The 16,358-nt window shown below is 69.0% G+C and carries 15 protein-coding genes; 4 read left to right on the forward strand and 11 right to left on the reverse strand.

Going from position 1 to position 16,358, the window contains the following annotated elements:
- The first annotated feature begins 48 nt into the window (after nucleotides 1–48).
- Entirely contained in the window at nucleotides 49–336 is a 288-nt protein-coding gene (locus FHX72_RS16805) for a hypothetical protein (protein WP_183626603.1), read from the forward strand.
- A 21-nt stretch (nucleotides 337–357) separates the two neighbouring features.
- On the opposite strand, the gene FHX72_RS16810 is transcribed toward FHX72_RS16805, so the two are convergent.
- From FHX72_RS16810 to FHX72_RS16845, 8 genes are all read right to left on the reverse strand, one after another.
- A complete protein-coding gene (locus tag FHX72_RS16810) occupies nucleotides 358–2,451 on the reverse strand; it encodes an acyl-CoA dehydrogenase family protein (protein WP_377604760.1) in 2,094 nt (697 codons plus the stop codon).
- 195 nt (nucleotides 2,452–2,646) lie between these two features.
- The gene (locus tag FHX72_RS16815; RefSeq protein WP_183626605.1) at nucleotides 2,647–3,849 is read right to left on the reverse strand and encodes an ABC transporter permease; all 1,203 of its coding nucleotides are present in this window, start codon (nucleotides 3,847–3,849) and stop codon (nucleotides 2,647–2,649) included.
- Entirely contained in the window at nucleotides 3,846–4,730 is an 885-nt protein-coding gene (locus tag FHX72_RS16820) for an ABC transporter ATP-binding protein (protein WP_183626607.1), read from the reverse strand. The genes FHX72_RS16815 and FHX72_RS16820 overlap by 4 nt, the downstream gene beginning before the upstream one ends.
- A 139-nt stretch (nucleotides 4,731–4,869) precedes the next feature.
- Nucleotides 4,870–5,589 carry a response regulator gene (locus tag FHX72_RS16825; RefSeq protein WP_068476709.1) on the reverse strand — a complete coding sequence of 240 codons (720 nt, stop codon included), beginning with the start codon at nucleotides 5,587–5,589 and terminating at the stop codon, nucleotides 4,870–4,872.
- Nucleotides 5,590–5,692: 103 nt separating this feature from the next.
- Nucleotides 5,693–7,135, reverse strand: coding sequence for a sensor histidine kinase (locus FHX72_RS16830; protein WP_183626609.1), 1,443 nt, complete (start codon nucleotides 7,133–7,135; stop codon nucleotides 5,693–5,695).
- 100 nt (nucleotides 7,136–7,235) lie between these two features.
- Entirely contained in the window at nucleotides 7,236–7,718 is a 483-nt protein-coding gene (locus FHX72_RS16835; RefSeq protein WP_183626611.1) for a hypothetical protein, read from the reverse strand.
- Between the two features lie 129 nt (nucleotides 7,719–7,847).
- The gene (locus tag FHX72_RS16840) at nucleotides 7,848–8,744 is read right to left on the reverse strand and encodes a M48 family metalloprotease (RefSeq protein WP_183626613.1); all 897 of its coding nucleotides are present in this window, start codon (nucleotides 8,742–8,744) and stop codon (nucleotides 7,848–7,850) included.
- Nucleotides 8,745–8,818: 74 nt separating this feature from the next.
- Complete coding sequence (locus FHX72_RS16845) at nucleotides 8,819–9,217, reverse strand: BlaI/MecI/CopY family transcriptional regulator (protein WP_068484033.1); 399 nt, start codon at nucleotides 9,215–9,217, stop codon at nucleotides 8,819–8,821.
- A gap of 204 nt (nucleotides 9,218–9,421) precedes the next feature.
- Here FHX72_RS16845 and FHX72_RS16850 point away from each other — a divergent pair, with 204 nt between their 5' ends.
- The 3 genes from FHX72_RS16850 to FHX72_RS16860 are packed head-to-tail and all read left to right on the forward strand — an operon-like array spanning nucleotide 9,422 to nucleotide 12,707.
- The gene (locus tag FHX72_RS16850; RefSeq protein ID WP_167350005.1) at nucleotides 9,422–9,958 is read left to right on the forward strand and encodes an ECF transporter S component; all 537 of its coding nucleotides are present in this window, start codon (nucleotides 9,422–9,424) and stop codon (nucleotides 9,956–9,958) included.
- Nucleotides 9,955–11,841, forward strand: coding sequence for an ABC transporter ATP-binding protein (locus FHX72_RS16855; RefSeq protein WP_338110163.1), 1,887 nt, complete (start codon nucleotides 9,955–9,957; stop codon nucleotides 11,839–11,841). Before FHX72_RS16850 ends, FHX72_RS16855 begins: the two co-directional genes overlap by 4 nt.
- On the forward strand, nucleotides 11,838–12,707 hold the full coding sequence (locus tag FHX72_RS16860) for an energy-coupling factor transporter transmembrane component T (RefSeq protein ID WP_068495091.1): 870 nt from the start codon (nucleotides 11,838–11,840) through the stop codon (nucleotides 12,705–12,707). Before FHX72_RS16855 ends, FHX72_RS16860 begins: the two co-directional genes overlap by 4 nt.
- 246 nt (nucleotides 12,708–12,953) lie before the next feature.
- On the opposite strand, the gene FHX72_RS16865 is transcribed toward FHX72_RS16860, so the two are convergent.
- The 3 genes from FHX72_RS16865 to FHX72_RS16875 form a co-directional block, all read right to left on the reverse strand.
- A complete protein-coding gene (locus tag FHX72_RS16865; RefSeq protein WP_183626617.1) occupies nucleotides 12,954–13,289 on the reverse strand; it encodes a hypothetical protein in 336 nt (111 codons plus the stop codon).
- Nucleotides 13,290–13,409: 120 nt separating this feature from the next.
- Nucleotides 13,410–15,413 carry a DEAD/DEAH box helicase gene (locus FHX72_RS16870; RefSeq protein WP_183626619.1) on the reverse strand — a complete coding sequence of 668 codons (2,004 nt, stop codon included), beginning with the start codon at nucleotides 15,411–15,413 and terminating at the stop codon, nucleotides 13,410–13,412.
- Nucleotides 15,414–15,602: 189 nt separating this feature from the next.
- Nucleotides 15,603–16,307, reverse strand: coding sequence for a hypothetical protein (locus tag FHX72_RS16875; protein WP_235812571.1), 705 nt, complete (start codon nucleotides 16,305–16,307; stop codon nucleotides 15,603–15,605).
- Nucleotides 16,308–16,358 lie beyond the last annotated feature (51 nt).

A 16,358-nucleotide genomic window follows, 5' to 3' on the forward strand; every position in this document is an offset into this window, starting at 1 on the left:
TCTGCCGTTCCGCCGCCAGCTCAGGCCCCCAGCTACTCCGGAACCTGAGTGGGGCAGATCTCAGGCGACCGACACGCGTATTCGCTCACCGTCACGATCTCCGACGTAGACGGCGTCATGACAGCCACCGCAACCTACCCAGAACTGCCATGTACGGGAACCTGGTCGCAGACCAGCCGTACCTCGGACCGCATCGTCGTGGTCGAGCGCATGGGGAGCGAGAACGACTGCTTCGACAACGTCTCGATCACCCTCGAGGCTTTGGGCCCCGACACACTCGCTTACAGCGCGCAGTCCGGCAACTACTTCATCACCTCGACTCTCGTCCGCAGCTGAGCGGGCCACGACGCCTTCGAGTCAGGCGTTTGCACCCGCCTTCTGCTGCTTGAGCTTCTCCTCCGCCTGCATCGCCTTCTCCTCGATGGGGGCGTTGCCAGACTCCCGTTGCGCGCGCATGTACGCGCGCGCCTCGTCCTGGCGTTCACGCTCGGCACCGGAGGCAATGGATGCGCGGATGTGCTCCGGTCCGTAGCCGAACGCGTCGACAAGGTCGGCGGCGTGCGGGCGGAGCCGCGCGATGAGCCGTTCCCTGTAGGCGGAGACGGCCTGCGCGCGCGGGACGGAGAGACGACCGGACATGAGGTACCAGGCCAGGTTCTCCTCGATGAGGCCGAGGCCGAAGAGGTCACGCAGCCAGGTGAGCACCTGCCTGGTCTTGCCCTCCGGCATGCCCGAGATGGCGTCCGTGAAGGCTTCCCACTGCAGCAGCTGGCCGTGTGCCCTCGCCGCTTCGATGAGCGTCGGTTGGTTGCGGTTGAAGAGCGCCGCCGCCTCTGGCTTGGACAACTTCTTCGCGTTGCGCAGCTTCGCCGCTACTTCGGATACGAGTGTCTCGACTCGCGCCGTGAGCAGTTCGTGCTGAGTCGCGGGCTGGCGCAGCCAGCCGACCGAGCGGGCCCGGCTGCCCCGGTCGATGACGATCTGGCCGATGCCGCGGAGGCCGGAACCCGAGAACACGCGTTCGGCGGTCTGCTCGGCGATGATGCGCGTGACCTCGCCGCGGTCGGCGCCCTTGAACTGCTCGGCGTAGTCGCTCAGGAGGCGCTTGCCGACGAGTTGCAGCAGCACGTGGTTGTCGCCCTCGAAGGTCGTGTAGATGTCGAGGTCGTGTCGCAGCTGCGTGATGCGGTTCTCTGCGAGGAAGCCGGCGCCGCCGCAGGCCTCGCGCGCCTCCTGGAGCGTGTTGATGCCGTGCCAGGTGGAGAGCGGCTTGAGCGCCGCGGCGAGCGTCTCCAGGTCTTCGCGGTTCTCGGGGGTGTCGAGCTCGCCCGAGAAGACGCCGTGGAACTGCTTCAGCAGGTTCTCGTGGGCGAAGCTCAGCGCGTAGGTCGTCGCGAGGCGCGGGATGAGTCGTTTCTGGTGCATCCCGTAGTCGAGCAGCACCGTCTCCTCGCCGTCGCCGCCCGCGAACTGCCGGCGTTCGTTGGCGTACGTGACGGCGATCTTGAGCGCGATCTTCGAGGCGGCCACCGAGGCGCCGTCAAGCGACACCCGGCCCTGGACCAGCGTGCCGAGCATCGTGAAGAAGCGGCGGCCAGGGCTCTTGATGGGCGAAGTGTAGGTGCCGTCTTCGGCCACGTCGCCGTAGCGGTTGAGCAGGTTGCGGCGGGGCACGCGCACCTCGGTGAAGTGCAGGCGCCCGTTGTCGATGCCGTTGAGGCCCCCCTTGACGCCGTCGTCCTCGCCGCCGATGCCCGGCAGGAACCGGCCTTCGTCGTCACGGATCGGGACGTAGAAAGCGTGCACTCCGTGCTTGACGTTCTTCGTGATGAGCTGTGCGAAGACAACTGCCGCCTTGCCGTGCAGAGCCGCGTTGCCGAGATAGTCCTTCCAGGCGCCGCGGAACGGGGTGTTGATGACCCACTCCTGCGCGCCCTGGTCGTACGTCGCCGTCGTACCAATCGAGGCGACGTCGGAGCCATGGCCCGTCTCAGTCATGGCGTAGACGCCCGGCACTTCGAGGCTCATGATGCCAGGCAGGAACGTGTCGTGGTGGTACTCCGTGCCGAGGTGCATGACGGCCGAGCCGAAGAGCCCCCACTGCACGCCAGCCTTGATCTGGAGGCTTGGGTCGGCGACCACGAGCTCCTCGAACGCGGCGATGTTGCCGCCGTGGTTCTCGCCACCGCCGAGGCGTTTCGGGAAGGCCAGGTTGACGGCGCCCTCCTCCACGAGGATGCGCAGCTGGCCCATGACGCGGTCGCGGTGCTCGGGCATCGCGAGGGCCGGGTCGCGCCACAGTTCCGGCCTGGCCGAGTTGGCCCTGGCCCGCAGGCGCTCCTCCGGCCAGGTGCCGAGCAGCTGCTGCGACAGCCAGCCGACATCGATGCGGCTCTGCTCGAGAGCAACCGGCTCGTCGAGTTCCGGATCGTTGATGCTGATGTCAGACACGGATGCTCCTTTGCAACGTTTGGGGATGCATCCACGCTAGGACTGGCCACCGACACTCGCCATTTCCCGGTAGGAGGGCACGAGAATCCCGCACGCCTCACGCTTCCGAATTGCACACTTCATACAACTCAGCGGGCCAAGCGTTAGCTTGACCCGCTAGAGATGCGCCGGAAACGGTCGGTGCGGTGCGCTCGCCTAGCCCTTCAGGGCGTCGCTGAGCTTCACTCGGCCGCCGATCCGGAGGATTGAGTTCTCGTAGATTCGCGCGCCGATCATGATCGAGACCGCGCTCGTCGCGATGAGGATCACGAGGGCGAGGATCGGCTCCCACCATTCCGCCTGGCCCAGCACCACGCGCAGCGGCATCGCGATCGTCGCGGAGAACGGGATGTAGCTGAGGATCGTCATGAGCAGCGCGTTGCTGTTGAAGAGGATCACGAGCATGTACGGGATCAGCATGAGCATCATGAGCGGCGTCGTGACGCTGCCCACCTCCTCCTGCCGCGAGACCATGGCGGATGCTCCCGCGTAGAGCGTCGCGATGAGCACGAACCCGAAGACGAACAGCACGAGGAACCAGATGAATCCGGGCCCGATCAGCGAGAACAGCGCCCCCTGACCTGTCGCCGCGAGCGCTATGGCCGCCGCCGCGAGGATCGCCGCGACCTGGATGAGCGCGAGGATGCTGTTGCCGATGACCTTGCCAGCCATGATGACGCGGGGCGTGACCGTCGAGAGCAGGATCTCGACGATGCGCGACTGCTTCTCCTCGACGACGCTCTGCGCGATTGTGTAGGCGTAGCCCATGGCAGCCATGAAGTAGAGCACGCCGAACGCGACCGCCATAATGTAGCCGAGCGCGGGGTTCACCTCTGGGGCCTCGAGCGAAAACGACGGCGGCACCTGGGCGAGCGCCATCGAATCCTCGGTGGGCACGCCCTCGAGGCCGACAAGCACAAACTGGCTGTCGCCAAGGTCGCTCGCTGGCTGTCCGTCGCCCGTGAAGAGTTCAAGCCCCCGCGCATCCGCCGGCGTCAGCACCGCGTATTCGACGGCCCCGTCGCGCACGAGCTGGGCTGCTTCCTCGGCGGATGCGGCTTCGGTCGTCTCGAGGCCGGCCGCGGAGGCGACCGATTGGGTGCCGGAGACCGTCGCGACCTTCGTCGCGCCGCCCCCGATCGCGTCGCCGAACAGGGCAACCGCGCCGATTCCACCCGCGACGAGCAGCAGGGTGATGAGGAACGAGATCTGCTGGGCGCGCGAGCGGGCCTGCACGAGGATCTCGCGCTTCGCGATGAGCTGGATGCCCTTCGCGGAGCTGAGGCCGAACTGCCTCTGGCGGGGCGCCGCACCTGCTGACGAGCGCTGCGGGGCCTTGGCTTCCTGTGTGTTCGTCATGCGACGACCTCCCGGTAGATGTCGGAGAGCTTCACGATGTGGCGGCCGAAGCCGAAGACGGGGCCCCGGTCGAGGGCCGTGCGGAGGATGCGCTGGGCGGTCTCCCCCGAGTCGGCGACGAAGATCGCGTCGCCCCGGTCGAACTCGAGCACCTTGATACCCGGCTCGTCGCGCAGCCAGCCAGCGTCGCCCGCGAGGGAGATGCGGTGCATGCCCTCCGAGTGCCGCTCCTGCAGTTCGTGCCGGTCGCCGCTCGCCCTGATCGCGCCGCCCGAGATGATGACGAGGTTGTCGCTGAGGCGTTCGACGACGTCGAGCTGGTGGCTGGAGAACAGCACAGGGACTCCGCGAGCGGCGAAGCCCTGCAGTGTCTCGAGCACCACCTCAACCGCGAGCGGGTCGAGGCCGGAGAACGGCTCGTCGAGGATGAGCATCTCGGGCTCGTGCGCCAGCGACGCGGCGATCTGCGCGCGCTGCTGGTTGCCGAGCGAGAGGTCCTCGACGTTGTCGTTGATGCGTTCGGTGAGGCCGAGGTCGTCGAGGAAGCGGTCGGCGTTCTTGGCCGCCTCCCTCGCGCTGAGCCCGTGCAGCTCCGCGAAGTAGGTGACCTGCTCCTTGACCTTCATCTTCGGGTACAGGCCGCGCTCCTCCGGCATGTACCCGAAGCGGGCCCTGTCGGTGACAACAACCGGCCAGCCGTCGATCGTCACGACGCCGGAGTCCGGCTTGACGACGCCGAGGATCGTGCGCATCGTGGTGGTCTTGCCTGCTCCGTTGCCGCCGACGAAGCCCGTGAGCTTGCCCGGCTCGACGGAGAAGCTCACGTTGTCGAGCACCTTGCGGTCGCCGTAGGTCTTGGAGATGTTCTGGATCTCGAGCATCACCCCTCCTGTCTCGCGCGACGCCCCCCGCCGCACCGTCTCTGGGTATGAAGAAGACGCTACGGAGGTCGGGGCGTGGATGGATCGGCCGTGCGACGGAACTCGTCGGCTGGCCCGTTCATCCGCTCGGGTGAGTGGGCTACTCGACGGGGGCGACGACCCCGACGTTGTAGGCGAAGATCACGGCGTGGATGCGGTCGCGCACTCCGATCTTCGCGAGCAGGTTGGAGACGTGCGTCTTGACGGTCGCCTCAGACACGAAGAGGCGGGACGCGATGTCGGCGTTGCTGAGCCCTTCGGCGATGAGGGCAAGCACCTCGCCCTCGCGGTCGGTCAGGTTCGCGAGCGCCGGATGCTCGGCTGCCGTCGGCGCGTCGGCTTCGGCTTGCGCGGCATCGGCCAGCTCGGGCGAGCTCGCCTCTGGTGCGTCGTGGAGCATGCCAGCGATGACGCCGCGTGTCACCTGCGGGTCGAGGAGCGCGTCGCCCGAGTGGACAACCCGCACGGCCTCGACGAGCGTCTCCGGCGGCGAGTTCTTGAGCACAAAACCGCTTGCCCCAGCGCGGAGCGAATCGCGCACGGCTGCCTCGTCGCGGAACGTCGTCAGCATGAGCACGCGCGGAGCGACACCTTCGAGCTGCATGATCTCTCGTGTCGCGGCGATACCGTCGAGCACGGGCATCTGCACATCCATGCAGACGAGGTCTGGGCGCAGCTCGTCGACAACCGAGACTGCCTCACGGCCGTCGGTGGCCTCGCCGACGACGACGATGTCCGGCTCGGACTCTAGGATCAGCTTGAAGCCCATGCGCACGAGCTGGTGGTCGTCGACCAGCACGACGCGGATCTGTTCAGACACTTGGCCTCCTTTGGCACCCGCCGGTGCGGTGTCGTTCTCGTGACCGTATCGGGGCGAGGTTACCGGGAGTTGGCCGTTCGGTGCTGGGTCTTGACGTCACGCCTCAGGCCTGCCGCTCGTAAGGCACTCGGAGCAGCACGCGGAACCCGCCGCCGCTGCGCTTGCTCGTTGTGACATCTCCGCCAGCGGCTCGCGCTCGCTCGCGCATGCCGACGAGGCCGAGGCCGCCAGAGCCGTTCTCGCGCCGCGCCGCGGCAGCGTGCACAAGCGAGGCCGGCCCGTCGTCGGTCACGTCGAGCTCGAGCCCACTGTCGAGGTAGCGCAGCCGCACGTCGGCTGGTGCCTCTGCCCCGGCGTGCTTGCGCGTGTTGGTGAGCGCTTCCTGGAGCACGCGGTAGACGGCGACGCCGGTGAGCGGGGAAACCTGCCGGGGCTCCCCGAACGTGTTGAATTCGACCCGCATGCCAGCCCCACGGAGCTCCTCGATGAGCGCTGGCACCTGCTCGATCGTGTGCGTCGAAGGGGCGGAGGCGCCCGAAGAAGCCCCGGGGGCACCGTCGTCAGCGAGCTGCTCGCCGTCGGACGCGTCCGCATCCGCGCTGCGCAGCGTCGTCAAGAGCGAGTGGAGCTCCTCGATGGCGACGCGGGCGCTCTGCTCGACGCCGAGGAGCGCCTGCTGGGACTTCTCCGGCGAGGTCTCTGCCGTGCGCCGCGCCGCGGCCGCCTGCAACCCCATGAGGGACACGTGGTGCGCGACGACGTCGTGGAGCTCGCGCGCGATGCGGACGCGGTCGAGACGGATCGCCTGCTCCTCCACGAGACGCCGCTCGTCTGCAAGAGCCGCCGTGTACTCCTCGAGCTCTCGGGTGCGCTCCTCGAGCGCTGCCCGCTGCTCCGCACGCCGGTAGTCGGAGTTGCCGAACCAAAACGCGCCGATGAAGTAGAGGACGTTGATGAGCAGCGTGTAGGCGCCGAAGACGCTCGAGATCCAGTTCTCACTGTCGCTGCCGTCCGAGAACGTGAAGACGAGCGTCGCCCGCGTGAACGAGTCGACGACTGCCCAAACGATCATGCCAACCGTGATGGCGACGCGGAGCAGCGTCACCATGACCCGCTGATTGCTCCAGGCCCCCGCCGTGAAGATCAGCAGGAAGTAGCCGATCTGCGTGACGATCGTGTCGAGGTACGTGAACGCGTATGCCGAGACGAACGCGACTGTGCTGAGCACGAGCATCCACAGCGGGAAGCGGCGACGCAGCGCGATGGCGACGCCGTACATTGCCGGCACCAGGAACATGCCCACGAGGGCCATGGCCGGGTCGTTGTCGTGGAGGATGGCGCCAACCTCGGCCGGATCTGCGCCCTTGCGCAACTCGAGCACAGCCCAGTTCGAGAAGGCCATGAGGGCAACCGCGACAAGCGCCACGACAATATCGGTGCGGAGGGCTCGACGAGATGGGCCCGGTCGCTGCCAGTCGATCGGGTGCTCGGCGTCGATGCCCTGGAGCCGCTGCCAGAGTTCGCTGCCACGCGCTGACGAGATCATGCCCCCAAGGCTAGAGGGAGCCTCCGACGTTGCGTGCAGAGACTCCGGTTCGTGCGCAGAGGCCGGGCCGCGCGCAGAGGCCGCGGTTGCCGAGAACGCATCAGTCGAGGAGCCCCGTCGGCGCGGCGGGAAGACGACGCCAGGCCGCATGGAGCCAGATCGCGCCGACGACGGCGGTCCCGAGGCCGACGACCAACTGGACAGCGCCCGTCCCGCTCGCCCCGGTCACCGCGAGCACGCCCGTGAGCAGGAGGCCGGTGACGGCAAACACGGAAAGGATGCTGCCCGCAGTGCGCGCGCCCTCGGCTCGCTTCCGGTTCGGCGACCCGAGCACCTTCCAGATAGCCCCGTAGCCGACCACGATGACGACGAGGGAGATCACGAAGCTCAGCACGCTGGCCGAACGGAACTCCGACTCCTGCTGCCAATTGGCGAGCGCACCCGCCGCGATCATCAGCGCAAGGAGTAGCGTGAGCCTGCGCAGGCGCGAGACCCGCGTTGGGGTGAGCGATCGCTCCGGCTCGGCATCGCGCGGCACGTCGTAGCCGGGGCGCGGTTCTTCGGACGGAGTGGAGTCAGGCATGGCTTAAGCCTCCCACGTCACGGCTCCCCAGCCAGGGGCATCCCGTCACAGAACGGATTCGAACAGCTGGATGCGCGTCCAGTTTCGCGGCGAGCGCACGGTGCACGAAACACGCATCCCGCTCGTCGCTCAGTCGCCGAGCGCCGGAGCGTCCGTCTCAGCTCCCGCGCCGCCACGCAGCGGCTGCGTATCGCCGATAGCGCGAGTGCGGAGCCTCCGCGCGCGCTGCACGAGGACGCCGTCGCCGTCGCCGTCAGCGCCTGCCCCTGCCCCAGCCCCAGCCCCAGCCCCAGCCCCAGCAAGAGCGTCGAGCGCGCCGGCCAGCGCGTCCGCGCCAGCCTGTTCCGCGGCCGCGTCGTCGGCGATGAGCTCGATGAGCAGAGCCGTCGCGCGCGACAGGTTCTTCGCGCCCGCGTACCTCGGCAGGCAGGCTTCGTTGACCTCCGCGAGCCGCTGCGCAAGCGCGTGGAACCGCACCAGGTGACAGCGCTCGTGGGCGACAACCGCCTCCAGCTGCTGGCGCGTGAGCAGTTCTTCGAGCCCGCTCGAGACGATGACAACCGGCGAGGGGCCGGCCGCCGCGAGCGCGTGCGGCGACGGGGACTCGACGAAGCGCACGAGCGCGCCGCCGATGCGCTCGTCTCGGTACGAAAGCACGCGCGCCGCATCCCGAAGCTCGTCATTCGCGCGCCTGCCGTCGGCAAACGCGCGGCCGGAGCGGCGCGTGATGATGAACCCCCAGCCGAACATGGCGATGAGCCCAGCGCTCGCGAAGACGGAGGCAAGGGCGATCTCGAATCCGCTCAGCCAGCTGCCCTCGTCATGCTCCCAGTTGAGCACCGCGACGACCGAGAGCGCGACGGCCGCGAGCAGCGCAAGCGAGCCGCCAAGGACAGCCCCGTGCCAGAGCCCGAGCGCGAGTTGCGGGTGTCGCACCTGCCACGTGCCGCGCGTCAGCAGCGAGGGCGCCGCGAGCATGGTGAAGACGGCGAACGCGAGGCAGGCGAGCGCAGGGATGATCCACATGTCGGATCACTCGCGTCCGGGCAGGAAACCCGAACGCCCTCTTAGAGCCATGGTAGAGCCCAGTCCGGCTCCGACTAGCTGGCCGCTGCGGCCTCGGGCGCCGCGACAGGCGTGCGCTGGAGGGCCGCACGCAGGAGGTCAGCGTCTCGCGCGTCGAGGTTGCCGGCGAACTTCAACAGGGCGGCCTCGCGGCCGTCGATCGTCTTGAGCGCGTTGAGCATGGCCCGTGAGGCGTGCTCGGCCTCGGTCTGCGTCGCAGCGAAGCGGATGCCGCGCTGCTCGTGGCCGACGCGAGTCACGTCTCCCTTCGTCCGCAGCCGGTCGAGAGCAGTGAGGATGGTCGTGGATGCGGGGACCCGGCCCGGGAAGCGGTCCTGGATCTCGCGTGCGGTGAGCGGCTCGTCTGCGGCCCACAGGAGCCGCAGCACGACGAGTTCAAGCTCACCCCGTGCTCGAGTGCGAGTTCCTGGCATTGTGCTGCTCCAATTCTTGTCGCGGAAGTACCGAGGGGAACGTCACCCTGGCAACCGCGAACATCCAGGCTATCAATCCCTGGGCCGTGTCGCGCGGCTCGCTCTACATTTTGTAGACTTGCACGAGCCCGTGACCCCAGCGGGACCGTGTCCCGCTGAGGGAAGGCGTGGAGCCCAATGAGAAACGTCAGCACTCGTCTGCTCATGAGCTGTGCAGCGATCGGCGTCGCAGGCGGCGTGGTGTTCACCGTCAACGCCTATATCGGCGGCGCCGTCTCCAACCTGCTGCCGCTCGTGTACGGACTCACAATCGGCCTCTACTTCATTCCTGGTGCCCTCGCGCAGGCCCTGTTCCGCCGACCGTGGGTTGGCCTCTTCACCTCGGCGCTCGCAGGTCTCGTGGCGAGCCCGTTCCAGCCGATCGCGTTCGGCGCGTTCCTCATCGGCGTCGGCATCGGCGTCCTGCAGGAACTCCCGTTCCTCGTCGTGCGCTACCGACGCTGGCCCGCGTGGCTGTTCCTCGTCGGCTCGGGCTTCGCTGGGCTGGTCATGACAGCCGCGGCGTTCCGTATCCTCGGCGGCGGCGACTACGACCTCCTCGGCACAGTGCTGCTCATCGGAAGCTTCTTCATCTCCCCGCCGCTGTGCACGATGCTCGCCGTATGGCTCGCGAAGCAGCTCGAACGCGCCGGGATCGGCCGAGACCTGCGCCTCGCGGAAGACCGCAGAGCGCGCAGGTGACGGCCCCGCTCCTTCGGGTCGAGCACCTTTCCGTCACCCACTTCGACGCCACCGCTCCGCGCCCGGACGACGTCTCCTTCACGATCTCGCGCGGCGAAGCGGTGCTGCTCCTCGGCCCCTCCGGGTGCGGCAAGTCGACGCTCGCAAGGGCGCTGAACGGACTCATCCCGCAGTCGCTCGGGGCCGAGGTGACCGGGAGGGTGCTGCTCGCGAGCGGCGGAGCCGAGGCCGCAGCCAATTGGGAACCGGAACCGAGCGACGCTTGGCGTGACGTCGCAGAACTCGACGTCGCCGCGGCCGGCCAGCACGTCGCCATGGTCTTTCAGGATGCGGACGCGCAAATAGTGACGGGGCAGGTCTTCGACGAGGTCGCCTTCGGCCCGGAGAACCTGCGTCTCCCCGTCGAGGAGATCGAGGCTCGCGCCGAGGCCTCGCTCGCTCAGCTCGGCCTGTGGGCGCGACGCGACGACTCCCCCGACGTGCTCTCCGGCGGGGGCAGGCAGCGCCTCGCGATCGCGAGCGCCCTCGCGATGGGCTCGCGCCTTCTTGTGCTCGACGAGCCGACCGCGAACTTGGACCAGGCGGCGAAGCACGCCATCTACCTGGCGCTCGGCGAGCTTGTGCGGGCGGGAACTCACGGCCTCCTGCTCATCGAGCACGACCTCGACGAGGCCCTCACGATCGCGACGCGCGTCATCGTCCTCGACTCCGACGGGCGGCTCGTCCTCGACGGCTCGCCCCGCGAGGTCTTCGGGCAGAACGAGCAGCGGCTCCGCGAGCTCGGCGTGTGGTTCCCCGTGGCGCACGAGGCCGCGGCGCTCGTGTCCCGTGCAGGCTGGGATCTCGGCGCTGCCCCCCTGCCGCTGCTCGGGCGCGAGCTCACGCAGCGCCTTCAGCACGTGCATCCGCCTGCGCAGCCGCAGGCCGCTCGAGTCCGCGAGCCAGCGCCAACTTCGGTGACAACTCCAACGGAACTGGCCCCGGGCGCCCCCGTGAACCCCGAGCTGTCACCGAAGTTGACCGCTCGACCCACAGAGGCGCCCCTGGAGCAGCAGCGGCTCACACCCCGCCTCGAAGCCCGAGACCTGACCGTCACCCGGGACCGAACTCGGGTGCTTGGTCCGGTCTCGCTGAGCATCAGCCCCGGCACCATCACAGCCGTCGTCGGGCACAACGGGGCCGGCAAGTCGACCCTCCTCCAGGCGCTCGCCGGAGTGCGCCGCGCGCCGCGTGGCGCCGTCCTCCTCGACGGGCAGGACACCGCTCGGCTGCGTGCCGGCGCCCTGCGCGCCCGCGTCGGCTACGTCTTCCAGAACCCGGAGCACCAGTTCCTCACGCACACGGTGCGCGACGAGCTCGCGTTCGAGATCGGACGGGGGGTGACAGATGCACGGGCCCGAGTCGACGACATGCTCGAGCGCTTCGGGCTTGCCGAGCACGCCGACCGCCATCCTTTCCTCCTGTCAGGCGGCCAGAAGCGGCGCCTCACGGTCGCCGCCGCGTTGCTCGATGGTGCCGACGTGCTGGTGCTCGACGAGCCGACCTTCGGCCAGGACAAGGCGCGCGCCGACGAGCTCGTTGTGCTGCTCCGCGAGCTGCACCGCGATGGGGCGACCCTGGTGCTCGCGACCCACGACCTGCAGCTCGTCACGGAGCTCGCGACGCACCTGACTGTCCTTGAGGGAGGGACGATCGCAGCTCACGGCGAGGTGAGCGAGGTCATAGCATCCGGTGCCCTCGAGTCCGCGGGACTGGGGCTTCCACCACTCGCCCGCGCGCTCGCAGACGCCAGACAGGATTGGCTGCGCGGCGTGACCTCGCTGGCCCAGCTGCAAGCGGCGCTCGAACGGCAGGCATCCCTGCACGGGAGTGACGCGTCGTGAGCGCCGCAGGCAACGCACTCGTCTCGCGTCCCAGCGTGGAGCGTTCGCGAGCCGAACGCCTCCCCTGGCTGCACCGGCGCACGCCGCTCGTGAAGATCGCGGCGACGCTGCCCGCGATCATCGCGATGTTCGTCGTCCGAGACGCGCTCAGCCCCGCGGTACTGATCCTGCTCTGCGGCGCCGCCATCGCGAGCGGAGCCCGCATGACGGCGCGCGGCACGCTGCTGCTGATTCTCGGGGTTCCCGCCGTCGTGGCGGTGCTTTCGGTCACGCTCGGGGTCTGGGTCGACCCCAACGTCGCGGGCGAGACGGCGAGCGCGACACCGCTCCTCGCCGCACTCGGCCTCGACGGGACGGCAACCATCTTCGAGCTCGCCGGCCGCCCGTTCACGGTGGCCGCGTGGGCGACTGGCCTCGGCACCGCGCTGCGCCTCGTCGCGATCGTGCTGCTCTCGCTGGTCGGCGGCATCGCGACGGCCGGCGACGACTTCGTGCGCTCGCTTGTGCAGCACCTGCGTGTGCCATACCGCTTCGGCTACGCGGCGATGGCGGCGTTCCGCTTCGTGCCGAGGTTCCAATCGGAGCTCGAGGTGATCCGCGCCGCCCGCCGCGTGCGCGGCATCGATCGTGGGCGAGGGCTCCTCGCATGGGTGCGTTCGCAGCTCGACGTCGCGATCCCCCTGCTCGCCGGGGCGCTCCGGCACGCCGACAGGGTCGCCCTGTCCATGGATGCGCGCGCGTTCGGCTTCGCCCCGACCCGCACCGAACGCCACGTTCTGCGCACGGACGCCGCCGATTGGGCCCTCATGCCCATCGCGTGGGCTGCGACGGCCGCCGCCCTGCTCGCGCCGAGCATCCTGGGCTGAGCACCCGCCGCCGAGCATCCGCCCCAAGCCTCCGTCGCCGAGCATTCGCGCCCAGCGTCCGCGCATCCACCCCAAGTCTCGGGATGGGTTCCTCATCTCGGGATGGGTTGCAACCCATCTGGAAGTGAGGAACCCATCCCGAGACAGAGGGCCTTGCCGCGCTAAGCAGTGCCGCGCCACGCCGGGCCGTGCCGTGCCGTGCCGTGCAGTGCCGCGCCACGCCGGGCGGCGAAGCCAGGCGGGAAGCTACTCGGTGGTGTTCTGCCCGAAGTTGCTCTCGGCGACACCCCACTCGTCCGGGCCGCTGGCGAAGCGCTTGTCGTGCTTCTCCGCTTCCTCGACCTCGGCCTCGAGCTCGTCCGGGGTGTCGACGTGCTCCGGCTCGAAGAGGGAGCCCGCGTCCGGGAAGAGGTTGCCGTCGCCGTTCGCACGCTCATTGGCCAGCTGCTCGGAGCTGATGCGTGAAGCGCTCGCCTCACTGGCGGTCTCGGCACCTGACCCCTCGCCGTTCGCTGCCACGTCTTCGCCCGCGCTCGCCTGGTCTGCCCGCGCCTGCGGGTCGTTCGCCTGCTGTTCGCTCATGCGCGCAACGGTACGCCGTGATCATCAACGTTCCGAGTGCGCGCGAGATGAGAGATGCCCCTCGGGACGGAGTTTCCTCCGTTCCGAGGGGCATCGACAGCCCACCTGGTGCTGGGGTGCTTAGTCGACGTAGGCCATGAAGGCGTCGAGCTCGGCCCCGCCCGGGCGGGCCGGGATCATGGGCGCTTCGATCTCCGCGCGCTCAAGCAGCTCGGACATGCGCCGACGACGCTGCTTCGGGATGACGGTGACGACCGTGCCGCGCTGACCCGCGCGACCCGTACGACCCGAGCGGTGCAGGTACGACTTGTACTCCTCCGGCATGTCCGACTGGATGACAAGCCGGATGTCGTCGACGTGGATGCCACGCGCCGCGACGTCAGTCGCGACGAGTACGTTCACCTTGCCGCTCGTGAGCAGGCGCAGGTTGTGCGTGCGCCGCCCCTGCGTGAGGTCGCCGTGGAGGGCTGCCGCCGGTACTCCGGCCATCGACAGCTCAGTGGCGAGGCCTTCCGCGGCAACGCGCGTCTTCGTGAAGATGAGCACGCGCCCGCCGGAGCCCGCGAGCTGCTCGATGACGGCGCGCTTGTCGTCGCGCTCGACGACCAGCACGCTGTGGTCGATGTCCGTGTGCTGCTCTTCCTCGCCCGCAACCTCGTGCACCGAGGGCTTCTTGAGGAACTCGGTCACGAGGCGCTGCACGGCAGCGTCGAGCGTGGCCGAGAACAGCAGGCGCTGCCCGCCCGGCATCGTCATCCGCAGGATGCGCTGCACGGGCTCGAGGAAACCGAGGTCGCACATCTGGTCGGCTTCGTCAAGCACCGTGATCTCGACCTGGTCCAGGCGCAGGAAGCCCTGACGCTCGAGATCCTCGATGCGGCCAGGCGTGCCGATGACGATGTCGACGCCGCGCCCGAGGGCAGTCACCTGCCGCTGCTGGGGCACGCCACCGTAGACCTGGGTCGTGAAGAGTCCGACGCTGCGGGCGATCGGCTGGATCGTGCGGTCGATCTGCAGAGCGAGCTCGCGGGTCGGCGCGACGATGAGCGCGCGCGGTGCACGCCCGATCTTGCGCTTGCTGGCGTCGGCGTCACGGCCGCGGGCGACGCTGAGTCGCTGCACGAGGGCAGCGCCGAAGGCGATCGTCTTGCCGCTGCCCGTGCGGCCACGGCCGAGGACGTCGCGACCCTGGATCGCATCCGGGATCGTTGATGCCTGGATGGGGAACGGGCTCGGCGCCCCGAGCTCAGCCAACGCGTCGACGATGTTGGCGCCGAGGCCGAGGTCGCCGAAGCTCAGGCCGTCGGCGTTCTTGGCACCAACCGCGGTCGGGGCGAGGCGCTCGAGCACGCGGTCCTCGTCGTGCGAGGGCGCGCGGCCGGCAGCCGACTGGCTGTGGCTGCGGTAGTCCTGGATGGCCCCGCGCTGCGGCTGGTTCGCGCCGCGCGCCGTCGGGTCGAAGTGCTTGGCGCTGCGGTCGCCGCGGGAGCCGGCAGCTGGCTGGCGGCCGTGCGACTGGCGCAGTGCGTCGTGGTGGTGACGGTCGATGCGCTCGTTGCGGTCGCCGAACTGGGCGTCACGACCACGAGCGCCGCCGCGGGCAGGGGCACCGCCGCGCGACGGGGCGCCGCGCCGAGTGCTGTAGCGGTCGTCCCCGCGCGGACGGCTCTGGTCGGAGCTGCGCGAGTTGTCGCGGGCCCTGTCGAAGGAGTCTGCGCGACCGCCGGCGTCGTACCCACCGCGGCGGTCATCGTTGCGGTCGCGGTAGCCACCACGGCGGTCATCGCCACCCGAGTAGCCGCCACGTTCGTCGTTGCGTCCCCCGTAGCCACCGCGGCGGTCGTCGCCGCGAGCACCGTTCGGGCGACGGTCGTCGCCGCGGTACGAGCCGCGCTCGCCGCCGCCTGAAGTCCCGGAGCCGCGACGGTCGTCGCGCCCGCCGTAGCTGCCACGGCGATCGTCGCCTGCCGCACCGTCTCGGCGGTTCTCACTCGCCCAGCGCGGGTTGCCATTGGCACCTGCGCCTCCGCCAGCACGAGCGGGGCGCTCGCCTCGGCCGGAAGAATCCTTGGGGATGTAGTTGCTTGCGGGTTTGAACCCGCCCTTTGCTTTGCGTTTCGGCATGTGTGCCTTCTCTCAGTCCGGCACGCTGCTCACACAAGAATCGGCGCATGCCCAACTTGCCAGGTTAGCTCAGGTTGGCCGCCGTGACCAGGGCGGATGCGCGCCACCTGTTCCCCGGCAGACCGAAGGCGTGCATACCGGCCCCTTTCGGGTTCGGGATGCGCGCCCTCCTCACGGGTTTGACGGTCGCTACTGCGAGGTAGTGACGAGGACCGTCCATGGTCCGTCTGGAACATCGGCGTCGTCGATGAAGCGCCAAGAGACGCCCTCTTCGACCCCGTTGATGTCCGCGAACCCCAAGCACGAGTTGAGGGCTGGCGAGACATCCATGCCTGCTCCCCCGTAGCGCTCGTTCTTGGGCCTCGCATCGTCAGCTCCGAAGACGTACGTGTCGTCGTCGTACTCGCCGGGACCCGCATCCTGGATCTGGCCGTAGCACGTGCGCCCGTCGTGTTCGAGCTGCACCCACCGGTTCTTCATGAGGCTGAAGGAAGGATCGGTCTTCCCCTGCGCGTAGGCAGGCTCCCCTGACCAGGGGATGATCGGCTGGCGCATCTCGGCCGCCCTCTGGTTGTTGACGTCGTCAAACGGGAGATCGAGGTAGAAGGGGTTCTCCTTGGCGGTCGTCTGCGTCGGGAAGTAGTTGTTGCCAGCTGACCTGGCCTCCGTCTGACAGACCCCGTCGACGATGACGCCATCGCATCCCCCGTAATTGGCGTACCAGTTGTCGTCGAACGTCGAGAACATCTGGCTGCCGTCAGCGGCGTTGGGATCGAAGACTTCGCCAACCCAGAAGGTTGTTGCGACGATCTCCGTGTGCCACGGGTACGTCTTCTCCGCGGCGCTGCCGCGGCCCCCCTCAGACACCGGCCCGGCGCAGGCGGCGATGCTCACGAGGAGCACCGCCGCCAGACCCGCCACAGCTGACTTCCGGGATGATCTCGC

It is taken from the genome of Pseudoclavibacter helvolus (assembly GCF_014191305.1).
Taxonomy (GTDB): Bacteria; Actinomycetota; Actinomycetes; order Actinomycetales; family Microbacteriaceae; genus Pseudoclavibacter; species Pseudoclavibacter helvolus.

Coding starts and splice junctions, on each gene's coding strand:
- FHX72_RS16815 (WP_183626605.1), bottom strand. CDS start 3,849: ATGACGAACACACAGGAAGCCAAGGCCCCGCAGCGCTCGTCAGCAGGT.
- FHX72_RS16820 (WP_183626607.1), bottom strand. CDS start 4,730: ATGCTCGAGATCCAGAACATCTCCAAGACCTACGGCGACCGCAAGGTG.
- FHX72_RS16830 (WP_183626609.1), bottom strand. CDS start 7,135: ATGATCTCGTCAGCGCGTGGCAGCGAACTCTGGCAGCGGCTCCAGGGC.
- FHX72_RS16835 (WP_183626611.1), bottom strand. CDS start 7,718: ATGCCTGACTCCACTCCGTCCGAAGAACCGCGCCCCGGCTACGACGTG.
- FHX72_RS16840 (WP_183626613.1), bottom strand. CDS start 8,744: ATGTGGATCATCCCTGCGCTCGCCTGCCTCGCGTTCGCCGTCTTCACC.
- FHX72_RS16845 (WP_068484033.1), bottom strand. CDS start 9,217: ATGCCAGGAACTCGCACTCGAGCACGGGGTGAGCTTGAACTCGTCGTG.
- FHX72_RS16850 (WP_167350005.1), top strand. CDS start 9,422: ATGAGCTGTGCAGCGATCGGCGTCGCAGGCGGCGTGGTGTTCACCGTC.
- FHX72_RS16865 (WP_183626617.1), bottom strand. CDS start 13,289: ATGAGCGAACAGCAGGCGAACGACCCGCAGGCGCGGGCAGACCAGGCG.
- FHX72_RS16870 (WP_183626619.1), bottom strand. CDS start 15,413: ATGCCGAAACGCAAAGCAAAGGGCGGGTTCAAACCCGCAAGCAACTAC.